Below are 26,606 nucleotides of genomic sequence, written 5' to 3' on the forward strand. Positions count from 1 at the left end.
AACGGCACCGGCCCCGGCACCCCGACCGCCGTCGCGGGAGACCGGGGCCGGGCCCTGCCCGGGGACGTACCGGGCCCGGGCCCCCGCTGCCGGCCGGGGCCCGGGCGGCCCGCGCGAAGTGTGCCGGAGACCCAGGCGGGCGGGGGTGTGCCGTGGTCCGGGTGCCCGTAGCGGCGGGCGCGTGCCGGAGGCTCCGGAAACGGGGGGCCGGGTGGCCTCGGTGGACGGCTCCGGAGGAGGCGCGGGCGGTCGGGGCGGTCGGGGCAGCGGCGGTGGACGGCTCCGGAGGGGCGGGCGGCCAGGGCGGTCCGGGCGGGACGGTCGTGGCCGGGCGGGTCACGGGGCTCGCCGGGTACAGTGAAGATCTCGTCAAGAAGCGATCGTGTGTTCAGATCGTCGGTTCAGGGTGCGCCGGGAAGTCTGGTCGGCAGGTAGTCCGCCATGCCCGCCCACCGACCGGAGGTCCGCCCCGTGGCCGCCCCCAAGCCCCCGCAGTCGTCGCGTCCCCCGCTGGCCCGCAAGGTCCTCGCCCGGCTTCCCTTGCCCGAGCGGACCTACGTACTGGACGCGCTGCGCGCGGAGACCGTGGGCGGAGTGCTGCTGCTCGTCGCCGCCGTCGCCGCCTTGATCTGGGCCAACACCCCGCTGGCCGGGGCGTACGAGACCGTCCGCGACTTCCCTCTCGGCCCCGCCGCGCTCGGCCTGAACCTGTCGGTCCAGCACTGGGCGGCGGACGGCCTGCTCGCGGTGTTCTTCTTCGTCGCCGGCATCGAGCTCAAGCGGGAGCTGGTCGCCGGTGAGCTGCGCGACCCCCGGGCCGCCGCCCTGCCCGTGATGGCGGCGCTCTGCGGCATGATCGCCCCCGCCCTGGTCTATCTGCTGGTCAATGTCCTCGGCGGCGGCTCCACCACCGGCTGGGCGGTGCCGACCGCCACCGACATCGCGTTCGCCCTCGCCGTACTCGCCGTACTCGGCACCTCGCTGCCGTCCGCCCTGCGTGCCTTTCTGCTCACCCTCGCCGTCGTGGACGACCTGTTCGCGATCCTGATCATCGCCGTCTTCTTCACCGGCGACCTGAACTTCGCGGCGCTCGGCGGGGCCTTCGCCGGGCTGGTCCTCTTCTGGGTGCTGCTCCGCGCCGGAGTGCGCGGCTGGTACGTCCATGTACCGCTGGCGCTGGTGATCTGGGCGCTGATGTACAACAGCGGGGTCCACGCCACGATCGCCGGGGTGGCCATGGGGCTGATGCTCCGTTGCACCCGCCGCGACGGGGAGGAGCACTCGCCGGGCGAGCACATCGAGCACCTGGTGCGGCCGCTGTCGGCCGGGCTCGCCGTGCCGCTCTTCGCGCTGTTCTCGGCCGGGGTCTCGGTCTCCGGCGGGGCGCTGGCCGATGTCTTCACCTCCCCCGAGACCCTCGGGGTCGTCCTGGGACTGGTGATCGGCAAGGCCGTCGGGGTCTTCGGCGGCACCTGGCTCACCGCCCGCTTCACCCGGGCCGAGCTCAACGAGGACCTGGCCTGGGCGGACCTCTTCGCCGTGGCCGCGCTCGCCGGGATCGGGTTCACCGTCTCCCTGCTCATCGGCGAGCTGGCCTTCGCGGGGGACACGGCCCTGACCGACGAGGTCAAGGCCGCGGTGCTGACGGGTTCGCTGATCGCCGCCGTCTTCGCCGCCGTACTGCTGAAGCTGCGCGTGCGCCGGTACCAGGCCCTGGTCACCGAGGAGGAGCGGGACGACGACCTCAGCGGCGTACCGGACGTCTATGAGGTGGGTGACCCGGCGTATCACCTGCGCATGGCCGCGATCTACGAGCGGAAGGCCGCCGAACAGCGCCGGCTGGCCGAGGCCGCCACGGCGTCCCCGGAGGGGCGTACCGGCGCCGGAGAGGTCGCGGCTTCCGGCGCGCACGAGGATCCGCGGCGGCCGGCGAAGGGCACGGACGGAAGCAAAGTCGCGGGGGCGTCGCGCGATGACGGCGGCCGTCCGGCATGATCTGAGGTCGGACTGGTAGGAGAGATGAGGGAGCGACGATGAGCGACCCCGCCGGCAACGGTACGGAGCAGAGCCTCGGCCAGCTGGTCGCCTCGGCGACCGCCGAGATGTCCGCGCTGGTGCACGACGAGATCGCGCTGGCCAAGGCCCAGCTGCGACAGGACGTCAAGAAAGCCGGGGTCAGCGGCGGTGCGTTCAGCGCCGCCGGAGCGGTTCTGATCTTCTCGCTGCCGATGCTGAGCTTCGCGCTGGCCTACGGCATCCACGCCTGGAGCGGCTGGCACCTCTCGGTCTGCTTCCTGCTCTCCTTCGCCGCGAACGTCCTGGTCGCCGGCTTGCTCGCGCTGATCGGCGTCGTCTTCGCCAAGAAGGCGAAGAAGGGCAAGGGCCCGCAGAAGACGGTCGCCTCGGCCAAGCAGACGGCCGCCGTGCTGGGCAACGCCAAGCCGCATCCGCGTGGCGTGATCGCGGGGTCGCCCGCCGGTGCGGCCATCGGTTCGGTCAAGGAGGAGGTCCGGGCTGTGGGACGCTCGACCGCATGACGGTCCCTGAGTTCCCCGAAGTCCCCGAGTTCCCCGAGAGCGGTACGGGGGGCACGGGCGGTCCGGTACGGATCGACGGTCCCTGGACCCACCGGGACGTGGCCGCCAACGGAGCGCGCTTCCACATCGCGGAGCTGGGCGACGGGCCGCTGGTGCTGCTTCTGCACGGCTTCCCGCAGTTCTGGTGGACCTGGCGGCACCAGCTCACCGCGCTCGCCGACGCCGGCTTCCGGGCCGTCGCGATGGACCTGCGCGGAGTGGGCGGCAGCGACCGTACGCCCCGGGGCTACGATCCCGCCAACCTGGCGCTCGACATCACCGGCGTGGTGCGCTCGCTCGGCGAACCGGACGCCGCGCTGGTCGGTCACGACCTGGGCGGCTATCTGGCGTGGACGGCCGCCGTGATGCGGCCGAAGCTGGTGCGGCGGCTCGCCGTCTCCGCGATGCCGCATCCGCGCCGCTGGCGTTCGGCCATGCTCTCGGACTTCGCGCAGTCCCGGGCGGGGTCGTACATCTGGGGGTTCCAGCGGCCCTGGATCCCCGAGCGGCGGCTGGTCGCGGACGACGCGGCGCTGGTCGGCCGGCTGATCGAGGACTGGTCGGGGCCCCGGCTGCCCGACGAGGGGGCGCTCGGGGTGTACCGGCGGGCGATGGCCATCCCTTCGACGGCGCACTGCTCGATCGAGCCGTACCGGTGGATGGTCCGCTCGCTGGCCCGGCCGGACGGTTTCCAGTTCAACCGGCGCATGAAGCGGCCCGTACGGGTGCCCACGCTGCATCTGCACGGCTCCATGGACCCGGTGATGCGGACGCGCAGCGCGGCGGGCTCGGGCGAGTACGTGGAAGCGCCCTACCGCTGGCGGCTGTTCGACGGGCTGGGGCACTTCCCGCACGAGGAGGACCCGGCCGCGTTCTCGACCGAACTCGTCAACTGGCTGAAGGACCCCGAGCCCGACCGCTGACGGCTCCGGGCGCGCGGGGAGACGGGGCGGTGACCGGTGGGGAACGCTTGTCCTACGCGTGGCCAAATGCCTGGCGCATAGGCCAATTGGCGAAGCCTCAGGTGGTTACCGACCATGAGTACCGGGCACACGTCGGGGTATGGGCTGGACGCACGACTACGCTGACGCAGCACGCAATCGCCGCTCGGTCACCGCGCCGATTCCCCCGAGGAACACCCCCCAGGGCCAGGGGCTCGATCCCCGCCTCGGCATTCCCCGCATCCTTCGCCGCCGCGCCCGCTGGGTGTCCGCCCGGCTGCGTCAGACGCGCACCTGACCCACGCGGCACCCACCGCGCACGACGCCCGGCGAGCGACCGGGTCCACACCCGTGCGACGACGCACATCCCGTTCCGGCGCCGCCCGCCCTACGAGCCGCTCCGGGGGCGTACGCCGGTGCGCGCGGGTGGTCTGTTCGGTGGTGCGTGCCTGTTGCCCCATTGACCGGTGCGCCCCACGGGGCGTGCGGTGTCCTGGCCCTGACGGGGCGTCCGGCGTCGGGCCGCGCCTCCGACGGGGCGTACGGCCGTGTCCCCCGGGTATCCCGGCAGGTGTACGGGTGCGACCCCGGCCGCTCCCCGACCGGGGAGCGGCCGGGGCCCAGCGGCTCCGGGAGCAGCGGGCGGCGCGGGCGGGAGGCCGGGGAGCGTCAGATGGCGCAGCCCTGGCTGTCCACCTGCTGGGTGGCGGCCAGGCCCTCGGTGATGTCGTCGCGGATCTCGTCGGCCGTCAGCGCGTAACCGGTGTTGGTGTCGTCCAGCGACCTCGCGAAGATCACACCGGACACCTCCCCCTCCGGAGTCAGCAGCGGGCCACCGGAGTTGCCCTGGCGTACGGTCGTGAAGAGCGAGTAGACATCGCGCCGCACCTCGCCGCGGCGGTAGATGTCCGGCCCGTTGGCGTTGATCCGGCCGCGGACCCGGGCCGAGCGGACGTCGTAGGAGCCGTTCTCCGGGAAGCCGGCGACGATCGCCCCGTCCCCGGAGTTCGCGTCCTTGTCGGTGAACCGGAGCGGGGTGGCCTCCAGATCGGGCACGTCCAGGACGGCGATGTCGCGGCGCCAGTCGTAGAGGACGACCCTGGCGTCGTACAGCCGTCCCTCCCCGCCTATCTGAACGGTCGGTTCGTCGACACCACCGACCACATGGGCATTGGTCATCACCCGGCGGTCGGAGAAGACGAATCCGGTGCCCTCCAGGACCTTGCCGCAGCTCTGTGCCGTACCGACGACCTTCACGATGGACTTCTGGGCCCGAGCGGCCACCGGGCTGTCGACCAGGGCCGGGTCGGGCGCGCGCACATTGGTGATGGGCTCGTTGGCGAACGGGTTGAAGACCTGGGGGAAGCCGTTCTGCGCCAGGACGGACTGGAAGTCCGAGAACCAGGTGGGCTTCGGCTCGGGCATCACCCGGGAGACCCCGAGCAGCACCTTGGAGTCGCGCACCTCCCTGCCGATCTTCGGCACGGTCGTACCGGCCAGGAGCAGGCCGATCAGCCAGGCGACCAGCAGCATCGCCACCACATTGACCAGGGCACCGCCGGTGGCGTCCAGGGCGCGGGCGGGCGACCAGGTGATGTGACGGCGCAGCTTGTTGCCGAGGTGGGTGGTGAACGCCTGCCCCACGGAGGCGCAGACGATGACGACGGCGACGGCGCCGATCGCGGCGGTGGTCGAGACCTTGGCGTTGTCGGTGAGCGGGCCCCAGACGAGCGGCAGCAGATAGACGGCGACGAGGCCGCCGCCGAGAAAGCCGATCACCGAGAGGATGCCGACGACGAAGCCTTGGCGGTAGCCGACGATCGCGAACCACACGGCGGCGAGCAGCAGCAGAATGTCCAGCACGTTCACCGTCATTAGCCTCGCAGATTCGTCTCCGGTCGCCCCGCCGGACCGGAGCACAGCAGCAGTCAGCCTGTCATGACCGCCAGTCGAGCGGGACCCGCTTCGTCCGGTCCCAGGGCTCTTCCCAGCCCGCGTAGTGCAGCAGACGGTCGATGACTCCGGCCGTGAAACCCCAGACCAGGGACGATTCGACCAGGAACGCCGGACCCCGGTGGCCGCTCGGGCTGACGGTCGTCGCGCGGTTGGCGGGGTCGGTGAGATCCGCCACCGGGACGGTGAAGACCCGGGCGGTCTCGGCCGGGTCCACCGCGTGGACAGGAGTCGGCGCACGCCACCAGCCGAGCACCGGGGTGACGACGAATCCGCTCACCGGGATGTAGAGGCGCGGCAGTACGCCGAAGACCTGGACGCCGGCGGGGTCGAGCCCGGTCTCCTCCTCGGCCTCCCGCAGCGCGGCGCGCAGCAGCCCGTCCGCCTCCGGGTCGCCGTCCGCCGGGTCCAGCGCCCCGCCGGGGAAGGACAACTGCCCGGCGTGGGCCCGGAGGCTGCCGGCCCGCTCCATGAGCAGCAGCTCCGGCCCCCGGTCCCCCTCGCCGAACAGGATCAGCACGGCGGACTGGCGGCCGCCGCGACTGGGCGGCAGAAAGCTGCTGAGCTGCTCGGGGGCGATGGTGGTCACCGCCCGGGCGACCGGGTCCAGCCAGCCGGGCAGCCCCTCCGCCGAGACCCGTACCGGCACGGGGGCGCCGGCCCCGTACACGTCTTCCCCGGTTCTGTTCACAGGCTCCACCCCCCGCTCTGCCCACTCTCCTCACGCGGTCCGGCCGGTGAGCGGTTCCACGGCCCGGGCCGTGACCCGGGATGCTCGCGGATGAAGGAGCGTCGGGAATCGGTGAGGGTGTCGGGGCGGCACCGGCGGGTGGGCGGGCCGGCCGGACGGGCCGGGACCGCGGGGCGGGTCGGGACCGCGGGGCGAGTCGGGACCGCGGGGCGAGTCGGGACCGCGGGGCGAGTCGGGGGCTCATGGAGGGTCATACGTCGCTCATTCCGCCGTGTTCAACGGCGCCGCCGGACGGCCGGGGTAGTCCGGGGGCGGGGCGAGGCGCTGGCCGGGGTAGCCACCCTTCTCGTACTTCAGCAGCTTGCGCGCCTTCTCGGGGTCGGTCTCCCCCTCGCCGTACGACGGGCAGAGGTGGTCGATCGGGCACGCCCCGCAGGCGGGCTTGCGGGAGTGGCAGATACGGCGGCCGTGGAAGATGGTGCGGTGCGACAGCATCGTCCACTCGGACTCGGGGAAGATGGCGCAGATCTCCGCCTCGACCTTCTCCGGCTCCTCCCGCTCGGTGAGCCGCCAGCGCCGTACGAGCCTGCCGAAGTGGGTGTCGACGGTGATCCCCGGTACGCCGTAGGCGTTGCCCAGCACCACGTTCGCCGTCTTGCGGCCGACGCCGGGGAGCGTGACCAGGTCCTCCAGCCGGTCCGGCACCCGGCCGCCGAAGTTGTCCCGGAGACCGGCCGAGAGCCCGAGCAGCGACTTCGCCTTGGCCCGGAAGAAGCCCGTCGGGCGGATGAGCTCCTCCAGCTCCTCGGGCGGTGCGGCGGCCATGTCCTCGGGCGTCGGGTACTTCGCGAACAGCGCGGGGGTGGTCTGGTTCACCCGCAGGTCGGTGGTCTGGGCGGAGAGGACGGTCGCGACCAGAAGCTCGAAGGGGTTGCGGAAATCCAGCTCCGGGTGCGCGTACGGATACACGTCGGCCAGCTCCCGGTTGATCCGGCGGGCGCGCCTGACCATCGCCAGATGGGACTCGCCGGTCGGCGGCCTCCCGGCGGCCGGGGTCCGCGCGGCGGCCGGGGCCTTCCCGGCGGATGGCTTCTGCCTGGCAGGCGCCTTCTTGGCAGCGGCGCCTTCGGGGGCGGTCGTGGTCCTCCCCGCGGCCGCCTTCTTGGCAGGAGCCCTCTTGGCCGGAGCCTTCTTGGCGGGGGCCTTCTTCTTGGCGGGGGCCTGCCCGGGCGCCGCCGATCCCGGCGTGGCGGATCCGGCGGCCGGTGCCTTCCCTGCGGGGCTCGTCCTCCCGGCGTGGTCCGCCCCGGTGCGGGCCGTCCTTCCGGCGCGGGTCACCGGTGCGGCGGTGTCGCTTCCGGACGACGACTCGGGGGCGGACGCCTTGCCCGGCGACGGCGTCCCGGCCCGTTTGCCCACCATGGAGGACGATGAACCTTTAGACCTATTTGTCGCTTTATCGGAGTCGGGCGACCCTTGTTCGCCCACAGCGGAACTCTTCTCCCCGGACACTCTGCTTGCCCCCTTGGCCTGCGCTCTCACCGGCGAATTGGACACCCGGCCACCCTACGGGCCGCCACTGACATCTGCCCCGGGCTCCGATGATCAAGACCCAATCGGGCCCCTGCCGTACGGACACGCGTACCAGTGCGTCAAACTTGTTGTGATTGATCGCACTGTTTTACCGTCCGGCATCATGGGACCCACTGTCCCTGAGCAGGTCGACATAGGAGAGATTCGTGGACGACGTTCTGCGGCGCGCCCCGCTCTTCGCGGCGCTCGATGACGAGCAGGCCGCGGAGCTCCGCGCCTCGATGAGTGAGGTGACGCTCGCCCGCGGCGACGCTCTCTTCCACGAGGGCGAACCGGGCGACCGGCTCTACGTGGTCACCGAGGGCAAGGTCAAGCTGCACCGGACCTCCCCCGACGGCCGGGAGAACATGCTGGCCGTGCTGGGCCCCGGCGAGCTGATCGGCGAGCTGTCGCTGTTCGACCCGGGCCCGCGCACCGCCACTTCGACGGCACTGACCGAGGTCAAGCTGCTCGGCCTGGGCCACGGCGACCTCCAGCCCTGGCTGAACGCCCGCCCGGAGGTGGCCACCGCCCTGCTGCGCGCGGTCGCGCGGCGGCTTCGCAAGACCAATGACCAGATGTCCGACCTGGTCTTCTCCGACGTACCGGGCCGGGTCGCCCGGGCGCTGCTGGACCTCTCGCGCCGCTTCGGCGTGCAGTCGGAGGAAGGCATCCATGTGGTGCACGACCTCACCCAGGAGGAACTGGCTCAGCTGGTCGGCGCCTCCCGTGAGACGGTCAACAAGGCGCTCGCCGACTTCGCGGGCCGTGGCTGGCTGCGGCTGGAGGCGCGCGCGGTGATCCTGCTGGACGTCGAGCGTCTCGCAAAGCGGTCCCGCTAGCACCCGTATTCGGGGAATTCCCACCCTGACGCGTGACGGAGGGCCGCCCCGGTGACGTCCGGGGCGGCCCTCCGTCTCGGGTACGGCTCCGCCGCGCGGGCGTGCGCGGGGCCTCATGCGCGCCCGTCTGTACGCACCCGCGCCCATGGGCACGCGTATGCGTTCATGCCGTTCGTACGCGTACGCAGCCGCGCCGGCGACTGCTTCCGGCCGCTACTTCTTCGTACCGTCCACGATCAGCGGGGTGCTGCCGCCGGAGCCGCAGGGCACGGCGTAGACCGGCTGCTTGTTGGCGGCCTCCTTGAACGCCTCGATGCACTGGTTCAGCAGCACCTTGTCGGTGAGCGAGGCGCTGAGGATCTTGTTGGCCCGCGCCACGCCCTCGGCCTCGATCCGGCGCCGCTCCGCGTCCGCCTTCGCCGTCCGGGTGGCCTCCGTGGCCCGCTCGGTGGCCTGCTGCTGCTGTATCTTCCGGTCGATCTGCTCCTGGAGCGGGTCCGAGGGCTTGACGTTCCGCAGGTTCACCGTGGTGACATCGATGCCCCGGGGCGCCAGGCGCTCCTTGATCAGGTTCCCGATCTCGGTGTTGATCTTCTCCCGGGCGGAGGCGTACCCCTCCTCGCTCGTGTGGCGGGCGAAGACATTGCGGACGATCTCACGGCTGTCGGGGAAGACCAGCCGCTGCTGGATCGCCTCCTCGCTTCCGGCCAGCCGGTAGAGCTCGACCGCCTTCGAGGGGTGGACCGCCCACTTCACGGTCACCTCCGCGTACATCACCCCGCCCTGCGAGGAGCGGACCTCGACCACGTCCTTGTCGGAGAGGTTCAGATCGACGGGGCGGGTCGAGAAGGTGGTGACGGCGGTGAACGGCGAGGTGACATTGAGACCGGACGTCATCGGCGTACCGACCTTGCCGAAGGCGACCGGCACCCCGACCTCGTACGCGCTGATCACATGCAGGCAACTGGTCAGCGCGGAGATCAGAGCGGCGATCAGCGCTCCGGCGGAGCCCAGCTTGAGGCCGAGGCTCTCGTTGCTCCGGCCGACGAAGTACAGCACCACGGCCGCTATGAGCAGCAGAATGGCGAGAACGAACATGACATCCCCCCTGGGACCCTGACCGGGCGGAGAACGCCCGGAAGTATGCGGAGCGTAAGTCATCACGCCGGAGAGCCGTCCGCCGTTCCCGTCCGGTACGACAAAATCGTCTCGGACGCGGTGTGGTGCCGGGACGCGGTGTGGCGCCGCTCAGCGGCCGGGCATCCGGGGGGCGGTCCGGGGGAGGGGAGCCGGCCGGGTCGTCAGATCAGGCCGTGCTCGTCGAGATACTCCAGCTGCGCCCGGACCGAGAGCTCGGCGGCGGGCCAGAGCGCCCGGTCCACCCCCGCGTAGACATGTGCCACCACCTCGGACGCCGTACGGTGGCCGTCCTCGACCGCCGTCTCGACCTGGGCCAGCCGGGTCGCGCGGTGGGCGAGGTAGAACTCGATCGCCCCCTGCGCGTCCTCCAGGACCGGCCCGTGCCCGGGCAGCACCGTACGCACCCCGTCGTCCACCGTCAGGGAGCGCAGCCGCCGCAGGGAGTCCAGGTAGTCGCCCAGCCGGCCGTCCGGGTGCGCGACCATCGTCGTACCGCGTCCCAGGACGGTGTCGCCGGTCAGCACCGCCCGGTCCGCCGGCAGGTGGAAGCTGAGCGAGTCGGAGGTGTGCCCCGGGGTCGGTACGACGACCAGTTCCAGGCCCCCGACGCGCACGGTCCGGCCCGGGCCGAGGCCCTCGTCGCCCAGGCGCAGGGCGGGGTCGAGCGCCCGTACCGGCGCCCCGGTCAGCTCCGCGAACCGTCCCGCGCCCTCGGCATGGTCGGCGTGGCCGTGCGTCAGCAGGGTCAGGACCACCCGCTTGCCGAGCCGCTCGGCGGTGGCCAGGACGTCGCGGAGATGCCCCTCGTGCAGCGGCCCCGGGTCGACGACGGCGGCCAGTTCCGAGCCGGGCTCGGAGAGGATCCAGGTGTTGGTGCCGTCCAGCGTCATGGCGGACGGGTTGGGCGCCAGGACATTCACGGCCCGCGCGGTCGCGGGTCCGGAGACCACCGCTTCGCGCGGGCGGCCCGGCAGTGCGGCGGCCTCGGTCATCCGGCGTCACCTCCCTTCGGGGCGGGCGGGGCGGAGTCCCGGGGAGCCACCGGCCTCCCGGGCGCCCCGGGGTCCCGGGAGCCCTCCGGGCCGGCCGCCGTCCGGGGCACATGTTTGGTGAACTCCTCGTGGCCCGGCCAGCTCAGGACCACCTCGTCCCCCTTCAGCCGGGCCCGCGCCAGCACCGGCGCGAGGTCCTGCCCGGGTGCGGCGGCGAGGGCGGCGGCGGGTGTGGCGTACGGCTCGATGCTCCGCAGCGTGGCGATGGTGGGCGGCATCATCAGCAGCTCACCCCGGTCGTAACCCGCTGCCGCGTCGGCCGGCCTGATCCACACCGTACGGTCGGCCTCGGTGGAGACGTCCCGGGTGCGCTGGCCGGCCGGCAGGACGGCCACGAAGAACCAGGTGTCATAGCGGCGGGGCTCGAACTCGGGCGTGATCCAGCGGGCCCAGGCACCGAGCAGATCGGAGCGGAGCACCAGCCCGCGCCGGTCCAGGAAGTCCGCGAACGACAGCTCACGGGCGACCAGGGCGGCCCGGTCGGCCTCCCAGTCGTCCCCGGTGGTGTCGGCGACCACCGTGCCGGGGGCGGGACCGGCGAGCAGCACGCCCGCCTCCTCGAACGTCTCGCGCACCGCCGCGCACACGATGGCCTGCGCCTCGCCGGGTCCCGGGACCCCGAGCCGGACGGCCCATTCGGCCGGCGCCGGGCCCGCCCAGCGCACCGGGTGTTCGTCGCGCGGGTCGACTCCGCCGCCGGGATAGGCGTACGCGCCGCCGGCGAAGGCCATGGAGGTACGGCGCCGCAGCATGTGCACCTGGACCTGCCCCTGAGGACCGGCGCCGGGCGCCGTCTCCTCACGCAGCAGGAGCACGGTCGCGGCGCGGCGCGGGGGCACGGCCGTCAGCTCACCGGCGGCGAGCGCGCGGATCCGGCCGGGCCACTCCGGCGGGTACCACTGGGCCCGGGAGGCGGAACCGGGGGAGCCCGGGTAAGCAGAACCAGGGGACATGGGCGGATGCTATGCGCATCCGTCGCGATGTTCGAGAGGCCGGCTGTCGGCGGAGGTGGCCGTAGGCCGTTCCGCGCGCCCCGGCCCGGGAGCGCCGGGGCCCCGCCCGCGCGGCGCGGCGGGGGCGGGGCCGAAGGGGGCACGACCGGGCCGGAGGGGTGGATCGGGGACCTCGCCGGCCCGGGTCAACGGGCCGGAAGGGCGGATCGAGGGCTCGTCGGCGCCGGTCCACCGGGGGTGCAGGATCGGGTTCCGGGCCACCCGGTCCCAAGCCTCCCGGCCCGGTCCACCGCCCCGGAAGGGCAGGTTCCGGGGAAGGCGCCGGCCTGGCCCGCCCCGAGCCGCCCGGTCCGCCGGTCGTCCCGGCCCGCCCGCCGTCACCCGGAGCCGGCGCGGCGGCCGGGCGACGGGGTCGGTGCCGGCCAGCGGCCTCGGAGGCGACGACCGCCGCAGGCCGGGCGGCGGAAGCCGGGGCGGCCGGCCGGTCTGGAAGCGGCGGCCGCCGCAGGCCGGACGGCGAGGGCCGGTGTCGATCAGCGAGCCCGGAAGCAGCGAGCGCCGCAGGCCGACCGCCGCAGGCCGACCGCCGCAGGCCGGGCGGCGGGCGCCGGGCGGCCGGTGCGGTCGGCCGGTCTGGAGGCGGCGGCCGCCGGCTCCGGCCCGTCAGTCCTGGACGAGCTCGACCTGGACTTCCACCTCGACCGGGGCGTCCAGCGGCAGGACCGTGACACCGACCGCGCTGCGGGCGTGCACCCCCCGGTCACCGAAGACCTCGCCCAGCAGCTCGCTGGCGCCGTTCAGCACCGCGGGCTGGCCGGTGAAATCGGCGGCCGAGGCGACAAAGCCGGTCACCTTGACGACGCGGGCGACCCGGTCCAGGTCACCGGCGACCGACTTCACGGCCGCCAGGGCGTTCAGCGCGCAGATGCGGGCCAGTTCCTTGGCCTCCTCCGGCGTGACCTCGCCGCCCACCTTGCCGGTGACCGGAAGCTTGCCCTCCACCATCGGCAGCTGGCCGGCGGTGTAGACGTACGCGCCGGACCGCACGGCCGGCTGGTACGCGGCCAGCGGCGGCACGACCTGCGGCAGGGTCAGCCCCAGCTCGGCGAGTTTCGCCTCGACCCGGCCGGTCACGCCTTCTCCCGCTTCAGGTAGGCCACGAGCTGCTCGGGGTTGTTCGGCCCGGGAACGACCTGGACGAGCTCCCAGCCGTCCTCGCCCCAGGTGTCCAGAATCTGCTTGGTCGCGTGCACGAGAAGGGGCACGGTCGCGTATTCCCACTTGGTCATGGAGCCGACTGTAGCCGCTGCCCCCGGCCCCCTCCGCCCGGCCCGGTACGGCCCCTCCCGCAGCCCCGGCCCGGCGCTGCCCCGGCCGGTGGGCGCCCGGCCCGGTACGGCCCCGGGCGGGCGCCCGCTCCGGTACGGCCCCGCCGGGCGGCCCCCGGCTCGCCGTCCCGGGCCGGTGTGGCACCTGACGCAATCCGACCCGGGGACGTCTGGGCCGTGCGGCGACTGGTTAGGCTCCATGACGTGAGCAGGCTCCAGGTCGTCAGCGGCAAGGGCGGAACCGGTAAGACGACGGTCGCCGCCGCCCTCGCGCTCGCCCTCGCCAAGGAGGGCAAGCGGACTCTCCTCGTGGAGGTCGAAGGCAGACAAGGAATCGCGCAACTATTTGAGACCGAGCCCCTTCCCTATGAAGAGCGGAAGATCGCCGTCGCGCCCGGGGGCGGGGAGGTGTACGCGCTCGCCATCGACGCCGAGCGAGCGCTGCTCGACTATCTTCAGATGTTCTACAAGCTGGGCGGTGCGGGCCGGGCGCTGAAGAAACTGGGCGCCATCGACTTCGCGACCACCGTCGCGCCCGGCGTACGGGACGTACTGCTGACAGGCAAGGCGTGCGAGGCGGTACGGCGCCGGGACAAGCAGGGACGTTACCTCTACGACCACGTCGTCATGGACGCCCCGCCGACCGGCCGGATCACCCGCTTCCTCAACGTCAACGACGAGGTGGCCGGGCTCGCCAGGATCGGCCCGATACACAATCAGGCGCAGGCGGTGATGCGGGTGCTGAAGTCGCCCGAGACCGCCGTGCACCTGGTCACGCTGTTGGAGGAGATGCCGGTCCAGGAGACCGCCGACGGCATCGCGGAACTGCGCGCCGCCGAGCTGCCGGTGGGCGCCGTGATCGTGAACATGGTCCGCCCCCAGGTGCTGGACGAGGACGCGGTACGGGTGGCCCGCGCCGACCACCGCGAGGACATCGTCCGGGCGCTCACCGCGGCGGGGGTGAGCGGTGCCGAACGGCTGGTGGCCCCGCTCGTGGAGCAGGCGGCCGCGCACGCCCAGCGGGTGGAGCTGGAGCGGGAGCAGCGCGATGTCCTGGCGAAGCTGGACGTCCCGGCGTACGAGCTGCCGCTGCTCGGCGAGGGCGCCGACCTCGCCGGGCTCTACCGGCTGGCCAGGCAACTACGGAAGCTCGGGGTGGGCGCATGAGCGAGCACATGGGCGACGGAACAGCCTCCGTACCCGGCACGGCGACGGACGCCGGGTCCGGCCCGGCGCCGGACACCGGTGACCGCAACGGCGGGCTGGGGGCGGTGCCCCGGCTGGAGGTCGACCCGCTGCTGGACGATCCGGCGACCAGGATCGTCGTCTGCTGCGGCGCCGGCGGGGTGGGCAAGACGACCACCGCGGCGGCCCTCGGAGTACGGGCGGCCGAGCGCGGCCGGAAGGTGGTCGTCCTCACCATCGACCCGGCCCGCCGACTGGCCCAGTCCATGGGCATCGACCAGCTCGACAACGTGCCCCGCCGGGTGCCGGGCATCGAGGGCGACGGCGAACTCCACGCCATGATGCTGGACATGAAGCGCACCTTCGACGAGATCGTGGAGGCGCACGCGGACCCCGCCCGAGCCCGCGCGATCCTGGAAAACCCCTTCTACCAGTCCCTGTCGGCCGGCTTCGCCGGCACCCAGGAGTACATGGCGATGGAGAAGCTGGGACAGCTGCGGACGCGCGACTCCTGGGACCTGATCGTCGTCGACACCCCGCCCTCCCGGTCCGCACTCGACTTCCTGGACGCCCCGAAGCGGCTGGGCTCCTTCCTGGACGGGAGGTTCATCAAGCTGCTGGTGGCGCCGGCCCGGGTGGGCGGCCGGGCGGGGATGAAGTTCCTGAACGCCGGTATGTCGATGATGACCGGCACCCTGGGGAAGCTGCTGGGGGCTCAGTTCCTGCGGGACGTCCAGACGTTCGTGGCCGCGATGGACACCATGTTCGGCGGCTTCCGCACCCGGGCCGACGCCACCTACCGGCTGCTCCAGGCTCCGGGCACGGCCTTCCTGGTGGTGGCCGCGCCGGAGCGGGACGCCCTGCGGGAGGCGGCGTACTTCGTGGACCGGCTGGCGGCGGAACGGATGCCGCTGGCCGGGCTGGTGCTGAACCGGGTGCATGGCAGCCGTGCCGCGCGGCTCTCCGCCGAACGCGCGCTGGCGGTCGCGGAAAATCTTGAGGAGGGCCGCATTGTGGATCATGCGGCCGGGCAGACTGGTCAGGGTGGCCCCGAGGCCGCCTCTCCCGAGACTCCCGTTTCCCCCACAGACAACGGTGCGTCAGCCGCCGCCCCGATGGACAGCGCCGTCCCGCCCTCGGTGGCCCGCCTCACCGCGGGGCTGCTCAGACTGCATGCCGAGCGGATGCAGGTGCTCGCCCGTGAGCGGCGCACCCGTGACCGCTTCACCGCGCTTCACCCCGAGGTGGCCGTGGCCGAGGTGCCCGCGCTCCCCGGAGACGTACACGACCTGACGGGGCTTCGCGCCATCGGTGCCCGGCTGGCCTCGCCGGAACCGCCGGGCGCCCCGGCGACCGCCCCACCGCCGGCCGGGCCCACGCCGCCTGCGGGGGCGGCCTGAGCGGCTTGTCCGCGCTCAGGGTCGGTCCACCCCTTCGTGGCTGGCTCACGGCCGGTTCACGGGTCGGCCGACACCCGCACCGGTCGTGCCGGGCGGGCTGTTGTCGATGTCGCGCGGATGGCTCAGCCGGCCGCCGCGTAAGCCTCGTACGCCTCCGCCTCGCCGGTGTCGAGCGCCACCGGCAGAATGCCCGCGCTCCGTTCGTACTCGATACGCGCCGTCTCCAGCAGACGGCGCCACGAGGTGACCGTCGGCCGGCGGCGCAACAGCGCGCGCCGCTCGCGCTCCGTCATCCCACCCCACACACCGAACTCGACGCGGTTGTCCAGCGCGTCCGCCAGGCACTCGGTCCGCACCGGGCAGCCGGTGCACACCGCCTTCGCCCTGTTCTGCGCGGCTCCTTGTACGAAGAGTTCATCCGGATCCGTCGTGCGGCAGGCCGCCTGCGCACTCCAGTCAGCTACCCAGCCCATACCGGCGCCGTCCTCTCCCGAATCGAGGCTCCCCCACGGCGGCAGCGGCATATTCACCGCTGCCAGTTGAGGACGTTACGGAAGGTGGACACAGCGCAACACCCCCGTCGGGCCCAATCTTGGATGGTCCAAATGGACTATGCGTAGGCGCCAGATCACCCAGGGGAGTGAGCGATCGGTATACGTAAGGAATAACGAGGGGCAGGGCATCCGGGTTGAGCCGGATTGAGCCAAAGGGCATGACGGCGGTCGGACACGATCCGTACGGGACGGCCACGGACCCCGCGGACAGCCGGCGGCGGCGCCCCGTCACCGGCCGGTCCGGACGGGTCCGGCGGACCCCGCCCCGATCAGCGCGCCCCGGGCCAGGGAGACCAATCCGGGACGGGCCTGGCCTTGGACGGGCCCGTCCCGGGGTGGGCCCATGCGCAGGCGGAGCCGAGACGGGCCGGAGCTGAGACGGGCCGGGACCGCCCTGGCCGGAAAGCACCGTTCCCGGGAGCGCCCGGGCGGGAGCCCCCGGCAGCGCCTCGCGTCTCCGCGCCCCGCATGCCTCCGCCCCCTCTCCCGCCGCTGCGGCTGGTGCCTCGCGCCGCCTCGACGACGCCGCGACACCGCGTCCCGCACCGCGCCCGGGCCCGGACCGGGCCGACGGCGCCGGCCCCGGGCCCCGCCCCGGCCACGAGCGGCCCGCCCCGGCACACCGCGCACCGCGAGCGGGAAAAGCGGCGAAAGGGTGCGGGAGCGCGTTCGGGGCCAGGAATGTCGCGACAGTTGTGACAAGCTTGGGCCAAGGGGTATACGCGCGTCCCGCGCATCAGACCGTAGGCTTCCTCCCATGCCAAAGAAGCGCTCGGGCGGCGGTCTGACCCGGACCCAGCAGGCCGCCAAGTTCGTCGGTGTCAGCGTGCTTTCCGGAGCCGTACTGGCCGGCATCGCCCTGCCCGCCGCGGGAGCCCTGGGTCTCGCGGCCAAGGGGACGGTCGAGGGGTTCGACGAGATCCCGGCCAATCTCAAGACGCCCCCGCTGAGCCAGCGCACCACGATCCTGGACGCCAAGGGCGGCAAGATCGCCACCGTCTTCTACCGGGACCGGACGGTCGTCCCGCTCACCCGGATCTCCCCGTACATGCAGAAGGCGATCGTCGCCATCGAGGACTCGCGCTTCTACGAGCACGGCGCGGTCGACCTCAAGGGTGTGCTGCGGGCGCTCAACCGCAACGCGCGCAGCGGCGGAGTGGCGCAGGGCGCCTCGACGCTGACCCAGCAGTACGTGAAGAACGTCTTCGTGGAGGAGGCCGGCGACGATCCCGACAAGGTCGCCCAGGCCACCCAGCAGACCCTGGGCCGGAAGATCCAGGAGCTGAAGTACGCGATCCAGGTGGAGGAGGAGCTCGGGAAGAAGAAGATCCTCGAGAACTACCTCAACATCACCTTCTTCGGCCAGCAGGCGTACGGCATCGAGGCCGCCGCCCAGCGCTACTTCTCCAAGCCCGCCGCCGATCTGAACCTGGCGGAGTCGGCCCTGCTCGCCGGCGTGGTGCAGTCGCCCAGCCGGTTCGATCCGTTCAATGACGGCGAGGAGGCGACCAAGCGCCGGAACACGGTGCTCCAGCGGATGGTCGCGGTCGGCGACATCAGCCAGGCGGAGGCCGACCGGGCGAAGGCCACGCCGATCGTCCTGCATATGACCAAGATCGCCAATGGCTGCATCACGGCGGTGCACGGGGCGGGTTTCTTCTGCGACTACGTGCGTGAGGTCGTCCTCTCCGACCCGGCCTTCGGCAAGGACCGGGCGGAGCGCAACAAGCTCTGGAACCGGGGCGGTCTGACGATCCGCACCACGCTGGACCCGCAGGCGCAGAAGTCGGCCCAGGAGTCGATCAAGGAGCACGTCTACCAGGACGACAAGGTCGCCACCGCCGTGACCATGGTGGAGCCCGGCACCGGCAAGATCCTGGCGATGGGGCAGTCCCGGCCGTACGGCTTCGGCAACCACGAGACCCAGATCAACTACTCGGTCAACAAGAAGATGGGTGGCTCGAACTACGGCTTCCCGGTCGGTTCGACGTTCAAGCCCTTCGTCGCCGCGGCCGCGCTGGAACAGGGCAAGTCGGCGTCCCAGACCTACCCGGCGCCGTACCAGATGCCGTACCCGGAGCGAGTGGCCGCCTGCGACGGCAAGTCGTGGACCAACGGCAACGGGGACACCGTGGAGAACGAGAACGAGTCCGAGGTCGGACCGTACGGGCTCCGCGAGGCGATGGAGAAGTCGGTCAACACCTACTTCGTGCAGATGATCGGCGAGATCGGCATGTGCCCGGTGGTCAAGATGGCCGACAAGCTCGGCGTGGTGATGGGCAACGACGAGAAGCTGCCGGAGAAGCCGTCGGCGCTGACCCTCGGCTCGGACGGCATGTCCCCGCTGACCATGGCCACCGCGTACGCCACCTTCGCCAACCGGGGGACGTACTGCACCCCGACCGCCATCACGGCCATCACGACCGTGAACGGCGAGAGCCTGGAGGTGCCGAAGACCAAGTGCGACCGGGCGATGTCCGAGCGCACGGCGGACACCATCAACAATCTGCTGCGCGGAGTGGTCGACTCCGGTACGGGTCAGCAGGCGGGTCTCAGCAGCCGGGACAGCGCGGGCAAGACCGGTACCACCGACGGCCGCAAGAACGCCTGGTTCGTCGGCTACACGCCGAACCTCTCCGGCGCCGTCTGGGTCGGCAGCCCGACCCAGCAGGTGGAGATGGTGAACATCACCATCGGCGGGGTGTCGCACGACAAGGTCTTCGGCGGCCAGGTGCCCGGACCGATCTGGAAGGACGCCATGACCGGCGCCCTGGACGGCCGGGAGGCGCCCGGCTTCGCCGGTGTCGATGTGCCGGACGCCCCGGCCTCGCCGCAGAACCCGGGCGAGTCGCGCCCCTCGCAGCCGGGCCGGAACGACCAGCCGCCGGTCGGCGACGCCGGTCCGGGTGACAACCGCCCCGGGGACAACCGGCCGGGCGGAGACAACGGAGGCGGCCGGCCGCGCCCGGACTTCTCCTGGCCGGCCGGCCTGATCGGCGGCCTGGGCGGCGATCGCCGGCACTGACCACGCGGCCGCCACGGAAAGGGCTCCCCCGCCGCACCACCGGTCCGACGACCGGGACGGCGAGGGAGCCCTTTCTCGTACACACAGGCGGGCCTCGAACCCGCGGGCGCGGTACACGTTCGGATCAGCCCCGGGTATGACCGTGCAGCCGCCGGATCAGCCCGCGGGCCACCGTTCCCCGGCCGCCCGCGACTCACCGCTTCCGGCTCAGCCCGCCAGCAGCTGCTTCACGGTCGCGGCGACCCGGCCGCCCTCGGCGCGTCCGGCCACCTGGGGGTTCACGATCTTCATCACCGCGCCCATCGCCCGGGGACCCTCCGCGCCGGCCGCCTTCGCCTCCTCGACCGCCCCGGCCACGACGGCCCGCAGCTCCTCGTCGGAGAGCTGCTGCGGCAGGTAGGCGTCGAGCACCACACCCTCGGCCTTCTCACGCTCGGCCTGCTCCGTACGGCCCCCCTGGGCGAACGCCTCGGCGGCCTCACGGCGCTTCTTCGCCTCCTTGGCGATCACCTTCTGCACCTCGTCGTCGGAGAGCTCCCGCGCCGACTTGCCCGAGACCTCCTCCTTGGTGATCGCCGCGAGGGTCAGCCGGAGCGTCGAGGAGCGCAGTTCGTCGCGCGCCCTGATCGCCTCGGTGAGGTCTTCCTGAAGCCTGGACTTGAGCGTGGTCATGCCCACAAGTGTGGCAGGTCCGGCGAAGTCACCGCCCGCGCATTTCCGGGGGCCGGACCGTCTGCGACGATGGCCCCATGCGCGCGCGATACGGAGTTCCCCTCAAGGTCACGGCAGGAATCGCGGCGGCGGGAGCCGCCGGGCTGGCGTATGCCGCCGGCTTCGAGGCCCGCTCCTTCCGGCTGCGCCGGGTGACCGTTCCGGTACTGCCCCGGGGGGCGCGGCCACTGCGGGTGCTCCAGGTGTCGGACATCCACATGGTGTGCGGTCAGCGCAAGAAGCGCGGCTGGCTCCAGTCGCTGGCCGGGCTGCGGCCGGACTTCGTGGTCAACACGGGCGACAACCTCTCCGACCCGGAGGGGGTGCCCGAGCTGCTGGACGCGCTGGGGCCGCTTCTGGAGTTCCCGGGCGTGTACGTCTTCGGCTCCAACGACTACTACGGCCCGAAGCTGCGGAACCCGGCCCGCTACCTGGTGGAGAAGCTCCAGGGACGGCACGGCCTGAACGGCAACGCGCCGGCCGTGGGCGTCGTGCACAACCCGTGGGAGGAGATCCGGGACGCCTTCGACGCGGCGGGCTGGCTGGACCTCACCAACACCCGTGGCCGGCTCAAGGTCGACGGCCTGGAGCTGGCCTTCACCGGACTGGACGACCCGCACATCAAGCGGGACCGGTACGAGCGGGTGGCCGGCGGCCCCGAGGAGGGCGCCGATCTCTCGGTGGGTGTCGTGCACGCCCCGTACCTGCGCTCGCTGGACGCGTTCACGGCGGACGGCTACCCGCTGATCCTGGCCGGTCACACCCATGGCGGCCAGCTGTGCGTCCCCTTCTACGGGGCGCTCGTCACCAACTGCGACCTGGACACCGACCGGGTCAAGGGCCTCTCGACGCACCAGGCGGGCGGCAACACGGCCCACCTCCATGTCTCGGCCGGCTGCGGCGCCAACCGCTACACCCCGGTCCGGTTCGCCTGCCCCCCGGAGGCCACCCTGCTGACCCTCGCCCCGCAGGCCTGATCCGTACGGGACGCTGAGACGGAGCCCCGGGCCGGGAGGAGCCGGCCTTGGGGGGTCCGGGGCCGGGAGGAGCCGGCCTTGGGGGCCTGGGCCAGCGCGGGCCGACCCCTGCGGGTCCCGGACCGGAAGGGACCGGCCTTCGGCGGCTTCGGGCCGGAAGGGGGGGGCAAGCCCCTGTGGGTTCCGGGCCGGGGGGCGTTCCCCCGGGTCGGATCGGAGCCCGGGAACCCCGAAGGGGTGGCGTTCGGGCCCGGGAGGGGCCAATCCCTGCGGGTCCCGGGCCGGGAGGGGTGGGGCGGCCATGATCGCTCTCCCCCGTACGGTGGAGGGATGACTGGTCCGCTCTCGACGCATGTACCCGCATCGGCGGTCGTCCCTCCCGTCCGCAGGCCGTACACGGCGGCCTTCCGCGCCCTGGTGGCGCTGGCGGCGGTGACCGGAATAGTCATCGACCTGGCCCTGGGGAGTCCCGGCCGGGTACTGAGCTACTTCACGGTCCAGAGCAATCTGTTCGTCGCCGTCGTCTTCGCCCTGGCCGCCCGCCGTGCCTGGTCCGCCCGCCCACCGCTGCCGGCCCCACTGACCGGCGCCGCGCTCCTCTACATCTCGGTGACCGGCCTGGTCTACCACCTGGTCCTCGCCGCCGACGTCTCCAGCTCCTCCCCCGCCGCCTCACTCGCCACCCAGCTGCTCCACACCGCGACGCCGCTCGCCGCCCTGCTGGACTGGCTGCTCCTCACCCGCCCCGGCGACCTGCGCCTGCGCCACACCCCCTGGTGGCTGCTCTACCCGCCGGCGTACCTCCTCTACTCCCTGGCCCGCGGCGCCCTCCTGCCGCCCGGCCCGACCGCCCGCTACCCGTACCCCTTCCTGGACGTCGACACCCAGGGCTACGCCGCCGTCCTCGGCAACGCCTCGGTGCTGGGCCTGACCTTCTGCGCCCTGGCGACCCTCATGATCGGTCTCGACCGCGTGAGGCCCTACGTACGGGGCCCGGAGAACCGGATTTCGCCTCCGGGCCCGGGTGGGCTAAAGTAATCGACGTCGCCGCGAGAGACACGGCGGCATCGGGGTGTGGCGCAGCTTGGCAGCGCGCTTCGTTCGGGACGAAGAGGTCGTGGGTTCAAATCCCGCCACCCCGACAGCCGAAACAGCAGATGAACCACCGACTCGCGTGAGTCGGTGGTTCATCTGTTTTGAGCTGCGTGTCTATCTGCGTGACTATCGCTTCCCGAGTGTCTACAACCGCTACGGATCAACGCCGAAGATCCCGTCCATGACTACGGCACCGGTCTGGATCACGGGCCGGATCTGCTTCCGGTAGACCTCCTCGGTGACGGCCGTCCCCGAGTGCCCGACGAGGCGAGAGATCACTTCCAGCGGGACGCCACGGTCGGAAAGCAGGGACACGAAGCTGTGCCGGAGCTCCCGGGGCGTCCACTCGTCGGCGTTGATCCCGTCCACGCCGTTGAGCGCCTGGCGGAAGGCGCGGCGGACATTGGCCGCGTCGAGGGGTCTGCCCACGGCCGAGGAGAAGACGAGCCCGTGTTCCTCCCACTTCTCGTCGGCGGCGAGCCGGTCCCACCCCTGATCTTCGAACTGCTGCCAGAGGGCTTCGACGCAGCGCGCCGGCAGGGCAAGCGTTCGCCGGGACTTCCTGGTCTTGGTGTCTCCGCCCCGTCGGACCGAGCGCCACACGGCGATGTGCGGAGGCTGGGGCGGGTCGGCGGCCGGGATGCCCTGGAGGAAGACGTGATCCCAGGTGAGCGCCCGCAGTTCCTCGGTACGGGCCCCGGTCAGCAGAGCGACGACGATGTACGCGTACATCGAGGTCCCCTCTGCGCCCTTGAGCACGGCTTCGGCCTGGACGAAGGTGAGCGCCTTGGACGGGCGCCCGGCTTGCCCTTGGGGCACCGAGCACAGCTCAACGACGTTGCGCTTGACCTTGTCCCGGGCCATGGCCCGCTTCACCGAGCGGTTGAGACAGGAGTGAAGGGCCTGGAGAGTGCGGGTGCTGAGCGTCTTCGCCTTGATGGCCAGCCAGCGGTCAACGTCCTCCGCGCTAAGGTCGCGGAGCTTACGGGCACCCAGGGACGGGATGACGTGCGTCCGGCTCAGGGTCGCGCAGGTCTCGGCCGTGCTCGGGTCGATGCCCACCAGGCCATATGCGAGCCAGTCCGTCACCGCGTCTTTGACCGTGTAGTTGGTGGGCGCGATCGCAAGACCGTCTTCGTGATCCCGCAGCACCTCCTTGAGCTTGTTCTTGGCCTCCGTCTTGGTCTTCCCGCTCCCCCGCTTGACGATCCGCTTGCCGCTCGGGTCGAAGCCGAGGTTCGCCGTAGCGATCCATCGCTGGCGGCTCTCATCCCAGTGCAAGCCGCCGTCACCACGGCTACGGCGCTTGGCCATCAGGCGGCCTCCCCCATCTGTGCCGCGATGAAGTTGCCCAGGGCGGTGGCGGGGATGCGTCGGCAGCCGTCGACCTTGATGGAGGCCAGGCGGCGGGTGCGGATGAGGTCGTACACCTTGGTGCGCCCGAGCTTGAGCTTGGCCATGGCCTCGGGCACCGTCAGCAGTTCGTCACTCATCCCAGCCCCCTTGCAGCGCTTCCTGTTCGGTGCGGATCTCGCGGTTGAGTTCGCGGTCGTGGCGGATGTCCCGGGCGATGGTGGCGGCGAGCCAGGATTCACCGGGGGTGTGGCCGTGTCCGGCGTAGGTCCAGTGCGCCAGCACGAGCGTGGAGCCCTCCGGGGTGTCGTCCGGGTCGGGCAGGCCCCGTTCTCGGCGTTCCTGGCGGGCGCGGTAGTCGGCGCGGGTCTGGCGCAGGGCACCGAGGGTGGTGGAGTAGCGGCGGGACTTGGTGGAGAAGTGGCCCCGGAAGCCGAGCATGTGAGACCAGCGCGCCAGCAGCCGCCCCGGGTAGGCCGCATCCAGGTCCCAGCACGTTTCGATCAGTCGCCGTGTATGTGCCGGTAGCGCGAGTCCGGCCAGCTCGGCTCGTTCTCCGATGCGTCGGTCGAGGGTGCCGGTGGTCTCGGCCGCTTTGGTGGCGTACTTGGCCACGTACGCGGCTACCGCCTGTTCGGTCAGCTCCTCAGCCCCGAGCGCGCCGATGGGCTGGACGTCGACCTGGGTGCCCCAGCGCAGTTCCCGGGCGGGTTGGTCGGCGGCGGCCGGGACGATGAGGCGGACGCGGACGGCGGCGGCCCGGATCGCGTCATCGAGCAGCGGCACACTGGCCCACGCCGGAGGCGCGGTATCGGGCCCGTCCGGCCCGTCGAGGCGGACCACGGCATGGAAGTGGATCGCTCCGCGTTTCTGGAATTCGGCGACCTTGCCGAAGGAGACCCGGCAGGCGTCGGCCAGGGCGGCTTGGGTGGTGCCGGCGCGGGCGGCGAGTTCGCGGCGCAGGTAGATGGTGAAGCGCTGCCAGAGCTGTCCGGCGTGGTTGTTCCACAGCACCGCCCCCGCGTAGTCGTACCGCCCCGGGTCCAACGCGGTACCCAAGGCTGGGTCGGTCTCGGAGTGGGAGCAGCCGCAGCGGCAGCGGCCGGAGGCGGGGCGGTTGTGCACCGGGCCGAAGGATGGGGCGGTCAGCGTGGCGAACACCCGGGGGTGCTCGCGTACCGTGCCCGGCACCGCCTTGCGGGGGTCGCCGGTGATCCCGGCGCGGATGAGGTGGTAGGTGTCTCCGGCGTAGGTCCAGGCGCAGGAGGGGCAGCGCGAGGCCCGGCGGTTGCTGCAGGCGATCCGTAACCGGCCGCCGGGTTCCGCGTCGGTGGAGTAGGCGTACAGCACATCGCCCGTACTCCGGTCGCGGGTGATCGTGGAGCCGGTCAGGTGGATCGGGTCGGAGCAGCCACCGGTACGGCGCACCTGATCACGCCACTGCTCGAAGCCCGGCGCGTTGGCGACCCGGAGGAGGTCTGCGAGGGTCAGGGGGTCGGTGCCCAGGGAGGCCGCAGCACCGGCCACGGCCTCGGGGGCGACGGGGAAGACCGTCACGGCGTGTCCTCCCGGGGGAAGCCGTGCCCGATCGGCGGGTACAGGCCGCGCAGCTTGGCGTCCTCCTCGGCAAAGGACGCGTCATCGACCACCGTGAAGAAGTGGGTGTGGGGCCGGATGTCGTGGGCGTCGAGGTACATGCCGATCTTCTCGGCACGCTTCTCGTCCGCGATCTCAGCGGCGTTGAAGGCGTCGTCGTGGAACCTCACGCGGCCACCGCCGTACGGGCGACGGGGCGGCCTGCGGCGTTGTGGTGCGGGCAGGGCCGGTAGACCGGTGCGTCCTCCGGGGCGGCGTGCAGCTCGGTGCGGGTGAGTTCGATCCAGCCAGTGAAGCCGTCGTTCAACGGCCAGCCGATCACCTCGCAGGAGCAACGCGACCCGTTGAAGACCACGCAGCCGCAAGGCACCAGCTCACCGTGGAACCCGGTCAGCGATCCGTCATCCGAGGTGGTCAGCGACCCGTCGCAGTCCCGGCACGCGTCCGGCACAGCCGAGATCACCACGGCGCTGCTGGAGGTCACCGGCTGGTACCCGAACGTCGGGTCCTTCGGGCAGATCACGTTCCCGTCGTGCGTGAGGACGCGCAGGTCGTCTACACGGGTCCACTGCCAGGCGGGCACCTGGACGTGGCACACCGGACACCGGTCGCGGCGCGGAAAGTCCAGTTCGGACCAGGACAGCAATGCGGAGGAGGAAAGAGCGGGCATGATGGAAGCTCCCTTCGAGGGAACCGGGGGCGGCCGATCTGCTTGGCGGTAGGAGGGCTGCCCCCGGGCACGGAGAAGTGCGCAGTTCTCGTCTGTCGAAGTGACGAGCGCAGCTCTATAGTGTTCTAGAGCACCCTCACGGTCAATAGGGTGTTCCAAAGTGCTCTAGAACAGGAGTTGACGATGACCGGCATCCCGTCCGGGCTTCCCCCGTATCGACGCATCGCGGCGCAGATCAAAGCCCGCATTGAGCGTGGTGAACTACGGCCGGGTGAACGCATCCCTTCTGTCCGCGAGATCATGAGCGGCGAGGGAGTGTCTGTTGGAACAGCGACCCGTGTCGCAGCGGTTCTGCGGGCAGAAGGGTACGCAGAGACAATCCCCGGCATTGGGACGGTGGCGCGCATGCCTAGCAAGATCACGACAGGACCGGATCGGCTCCAGCTTCAGCGGACTACCGGGAGTGGCTTCAAGCCCGGCGAGCGCGTGGAAATCATCAGCGCGGAGCTTGTCTCGGCGGCCGGTGAAGTGGCTGATGCCCTCGAAGTCGAAGAAGGAAGCCCGGTCATCCAGCGTCGACGCCGGTACCTGGACGAAGACGGAATCGTGGCGCTGTCCACCTCGTGGCTGCTGGGCGAACTGGCGCAGGCAGCACCGGAGCTGATCTCCACTGGCCCGCTTCCCAAGATGACCTTCGGTCTCATCGAGGACCGAACGGGACGACGAGCCGTGAAGCGTCGCGACGTAGTCTCCGTTCGCGCTGTTCCCGAGGGCGTGGCGGAGCTGCTGGACGTCGCACCCGGCACTCTCACACTCAGCATGGCTAACCTCTACTGGGACCAGCACGGCCAAGTCACCGAGTTCGCCCGCGACTTCATGGGGCCAGACCGCGAACTGGCGGCGGACTACGAGCTGGAGTGACGAGTCCTCGGTGTTACGGGTTTCTCTACCTCATCAAGCCCCGTCCCTCCGGGCCGGGGAAGGGGGATGGA

General features: G+C 72.0%; 25 protein-coding genes and 1 tRNA gene. 11 read left to right on the plus strand and 15 right to left on the minus strand.

The genetic code is table 11. The features are described from left to right. Nucleotides 1-441 precede the first annotated feature (441 nt). From nhaA to NX801_RS27280, 3 genes are read left to right on the plus strand one after another with little or no spacing between them, the layout of a single operon-like run. Nucleotides 442-1,995 carry a Na+/H+ antiporter NhaA gene (gene nhaA / locus NX801_RS27270; RefSeq protein ID WP_258790607.1) on the plus strand — a complete coding sequence of 518 codons (1,554 nt, stop codon included), beginning with the start codon at nucleotides 442-444 and terminating at the stop codon, nucleotides 1,993-1,995. A gap of 38 nt (nucleotides 1,996-2,033) precedes the next feature. Beyond that, entirely contained in the window at nucleotides 2,034-2,537 is a 504-nt protein-coding gene (locus NX801_RS27275; protein ID WP_258790608.1) for a phage holin family protein, read from the plus strand. Further along, nucleotides 2,534-3,499 (plus strand): alpha/beta fold hydrolase, encoded by a 966-nt coding sequence (locus tag NX801_RS27280; protein ID WP_258790609.1) that lies wholly within the window; start codon nucleotides 2,534-2,536, stop codon nucleotides 3,497-3,499. Before NX801_RS27275 ends, NX801_RS27280 begins: the two co-directional genes overlap by 4 nt. 687 nt (nucleotides 3,500-4,186) lie before the next feature. On the opposite strand, the gene NX801_RS27285 is transcribed toward NX801_RS27280, so the two are convergent. The 3 genes from NX801_RS27285 to nth all read right to left on the minus strand — a co-directional run bounded on the left by NX801_RS27285 (nucleotide 4,187) and on the right by nth (nucleotide 7,583). Then, nucleotides 4,187-5,386, minus strand: a complete 1,200-nt coding sequence (locus NX801_RS27285; protein WP_258790610.1) for a MarP family serine protease — start codon at nucleotides 5,384-5,386, stop codon at nucleotides 4,187-4,189. Nucleotides 5,387-5,453: 67 nt separating this feature from the next. Continuing rightward, a complete protein-coding gene (locus NX801_RS27290) occupies nucleotides 5,454-6,140 on the minus strand; it encodes an NUDIX hydrolase (RefSeq protein ID WP_428986249.1) in 687 nt (228 codons plus the stop codon). Nucleotides 6,141-6,422: 282 nt separating this feature from the next. Then, the gene (gene nth, locus NX801_RS27295) at nucleotides 6,423-7,583 is read right to left on the minus strand and encodes an endonuclease III (RefSeq protein WP_428986248.1); all 1,161 of its coding nucleotides are present in this window, start codon (nucleotides 7,581-7,583) and stop codon (nucleotides 6,423-6,425) included. Between the two features lie 317 nt (nucleotides 7,584-7,900). Here nth and NX801_RS27300 point away from each other — a divergent pair, with 317 nt between their 5' ends. Beyond that, on the plus strand, nucleotides 7,901-8,575 hold the full coding sequence (locus NX801_RS27300; RefSeq protein WP_258790612.1) for a Crp/Fnr family transcriptional regulator: 675 nt from the start codon (nucleotides 7,901-7,903) through the stop codon (nucleotides 8,573-8,575). A 213-nt stretch (nucleotides 8,576-8,788) separates the two neighbouring features. On the opposite strand, the gene NX801_RS27305 is transcribed toward NX801_RS27300, so the two are convergent. The 5 genes from NX801_RS27305 to sp36 form a co-directional block, all read right to left on the minus strand. Beyond that, nucleotides 8,789-9,673, minus strand: coding sequence for a prohibitin family protein (locus NX801_RS27305; RefSeq protein WP_258790613.1), 885 nt, complete (start codon nucleotides 9,671-9,673; stop codon nucleotides 8,789-8,791). Between the two features lie 203 nt (nucleotides 9,674-9,876). After that, nucleotides 9,877-10,707 (minus strand): MBL fold metallo-hydrolase, encoded by an 831-nt coding sequence (locus tag NX801_RS27310; protein ID WP_258790614.1) that lies wholly within the window; start codon nucleotides 10,705-10,707, stop codon nucleotides 9,877-9,879. Further along, nucleotides 10,704-11,720 (minus strand): NUDIX hydrolase, encoded by a 1,017-nt coding sequence (locus NX801_RS27315; RefSeq protein ID WP_258790615.1) that lies wholly within the window; start codon nucleotides 11,718-11,720, stop codon nucleotides 10,704-10,706. Before NX801_RS27315 ends, NX801_RS27310 begins: the two co-directional genes overlap by 4 nt. A gap of 663 nt (nucleotides 11,721-12,383) precedes the next feature. Beyond that, nucleotides 12,384-12,854, minus strand: a complete 471-nt coding sequence (locus tag NX801_RS27320) for a RidA family protein (RefSeq protein ID WP_258790616.1) — start codon at nucleotides 12,852-12,854, stop codon at nucleotides 12,384-12,386. Then, nucleotides 12,851-13,009, minus strand: a complete 159-nt coding sequence (gene sp36, locus NX801_RS27325) for a Sp36 family protein (protein WP_003967454.1) — start codon at nucleotides 13,007-13,009, stop codon at nucleotides 12,851-12,853. Before sp36 ends, NX801_RS27320 begins: the two co-directional genes overlap by 4 nt. A gap of 243 nt (nucleotides 13,010-13,252) precedes the next feature. On the opposite strand from sp36, the gene bagA reads away from it, so the two are divergent. Beyond that, nucleotides 13,253-14,215 (plus strand): ATPase BagA, encoded by a 963-nt coding sequence (bagA, locus tag NX801_RS27330; RefSeq protein WP_258790617.1) that lies wholly within the window; start codon nucleotides 13,253-13,255, stop codon nucleotides 14,213-14,215. After that, the gene (bagB, locus tag NX801_RS27335; RefSeq protein ID WP_258790618.1) at nucleotides 14,212-15,633 is read left to right on the plus strand and encodes an ATPase BagB; all 1,422 of its coding nucleotides are present in this window, start codon (nucleotides 14,212-14,214) and stop codon (nucleotides 15,631-15,633) included. Before bagA ends, bagB begins: the two co-directional genes overlap by 4 nt. Nucleotides 15,634-15,755: 122 nt before the next feature. On the opposite strand, the gene NX801_RS27340 is transcribed toward bagB, so the two are convergent. Further along, nucleotides 15,756-16,106: a WhiB family transcriptional regulator gene (locus NX801_RS27340; protein WP_258790619.1), complete on the minus strand. Its 351-nt coding sequence runs from the start codon at nucleotides 16,104-16,106 to the stop codon at nucleotides 15,756-15,758. 838 nt (nucleotides 16,107-16,944) lie between these two features. On the opposite strand from NX801_RS27340, the gene NX801_RS27345 reads away from it, so the two are divergent. Then, nucleotides 16,945-19,212 carry a transglycosylase domain-containing protein gene (locus NX801_RS27345; protein WP_258790620.1) on the plus strand — a complete coding sequence of 756 codons (2,268 nt, stop codon included), beginning with the start codon at nucleotides 16,945-16,947 and terminating at the stop codon, nucleotides 19,210-19,212. 207 nt (nucleotides 19,213-19,419) lie between these two features. Here the strand turns inward: NX801_RS27345 and NX801_RS27350 are convergent, their stop codons facing one another. Further along, nucleotides 19,420-19,884 carry a GatB/YqeY domain-containing protein gene (locus NX801_RS27350; RefSeq protein WP_258790621.1) on the minus strand — a complete coding sequence of 155 codons (465 nt, stop codon included), beginning with the start codon at nucleotides 19,882-19,884 and terminating at the stop codon, nucleotides 19,420-19,422. 77 nt (nucleotides 19,885-19,961) lie between these two features. On the opposite strand from NX801_RS27350, the gene NX801_RS27355 reads away from it, so the two are divergent. The 3 genes from NX801_RS27355 to NX801_RS27365 all read left to right on the plus strand — a co-directional run bounded on the left by NX801_RS27355 (nucleotide 19,962) and on the right by NX801_RS27365 (nucleotide 22,042). Continuing rightward, nucleotides 19,962-20,900: a metallophosphoesterase gene (locus NX801_RS27355; RefSeq protein WP_258790622.1), complete on the plus strand. Its 939-nt coding sequence runs from the start codon at nucleotides 19,962-19,964 to the stop codon at nucleotides 20,898-20,900. Between the two features lie 330 nt (nucleotides 20,901-21,230). After that, nucleotides 21,231-21,938: a Pr6Pr family membrane protein gene (locus tag NX801_RS27360; protein WP_258790623.1), complete on the plus strand. Its 708-nt coding sequence runs from the start codon at nucleotides 21,231-21,233 to the stop codon at nucleotides 21,936-21,938. A gap of 30 nt (nucleotides 21,939-21,968) precedes the next feature. Beyond that, nucleotides 21,969-22,042 (plus strand) — tRNA-Pro (locus NX801_RS27365). Nucleotides 22,043-22,148: 106 nt separating this feature from the next. Here NX801_RS27365 and NX801_RS27370 read toward each other — a convergent pair. Genes NX801_RS27370 through NX801_RS27390 form a run of 5 tightly spaced genes read right to left on the minus strand, consistent with a single transcriptional unit; the run spans nucleotide 22,149 to nucleotide 25,614 of the window. Then, complete coding sequence (locus NX801_RS27370) at nucleotides 22,149-23,309, minus strand: site-specific integrase (RefSeq protein ID WP_258790624.1); 1,161 nt, start codon at nucleotides 23,307-23,309, stop codon at nucleotides 22,149-22,151. Further along, on the minus strand, nucleotides 23,309-23,488 hold the full coding sequence (locus NX801_RS27375) for a helix-turn-helix domain-containing protein (protein ID WP_258790625.1): 180 nt from the start codon (nucleotides 23,486-23,488) through the stop codon (nucleotides 23,309-23,311). The genes NX801_RS27370 and NX801_RS27375 overlap by 1 nt, the downstream gene beginning before the upstream one ends. Continuing rightward, nucleotides 23,481-24,905 carry a replication initiator protein RepSA gene (gene repSA, locus NX801_RS27380; protein ID WP_346434241.1) on the minus strand — a complete coding sequence of 475 codons (1,425 nt, stop codon included), beginning with the start codon at nucleotides 24,903-24,905 and terminating at the stop codon, nucleotides 23,481-23,483. The genes NX801_RS27375 and repSA overlap by 8 nt, the downstream gene beginning before the upstream one ends. Beyond that, nucleotides 24,902-25,114 carry a hypothetical protein gene (locus tag NX801_RS27385; RefSeq protein ID WP_258790626.1) on the minus strand — a complete coding sequence of 71 codons (213 nt, stop codon included), beginning with the start codon at nucleotides 25,112-25,114 and terminating at the stop codon, nucleotides 24,902-24,904. Before NX801_RS27385 ends, repSA begins: the two co-directional genes overlap by 4 nt. Beyond that, nucleotides 25,111-25,614, minus strand: coding sequence for a hypothetical protein (locus NX801_RS27390; RefSeq protein ID WP_258790627.1), 504 nt, complete (start codon nucleotides 25,612-25,614; stop codon nucleotides 25,111-25,113). Before NX801_RS27390 ends, NX801_RS27385 begins: the two co-directional genes overlap by 4 nt. Nucleotides 25,615-25,797: 183 nt before the next feature. Here NX801_RS27390 and NX801_RS27395 point away from each other — a divergent pair, with 183 nt between their 5' ends. Then, complete coding sequence (locus NX801_RS27395) at nucleotides 25,798-26,535, plus strand: GntR family transcriptional regulator (protein ID WP_258790628.1); 738 nt, start codon at nucleotides 25,798-25,800, stop codon at nucleotides 26,533-26,535. The last annotated feature ends 71 nt before the right edge of the window (nucleotides 26,536-26,606 follow it).

This window comes from Streptomyces pyxinae, from assembly GCF_024756275.1.
In the GTDB taxonomy this organism is placed as follows: Bacteria; Actinomycetota; Actinomycetes; order Streptomycetales; family Streptomycetaceae; genus Streptomyces; species Streptomyces pyxinae.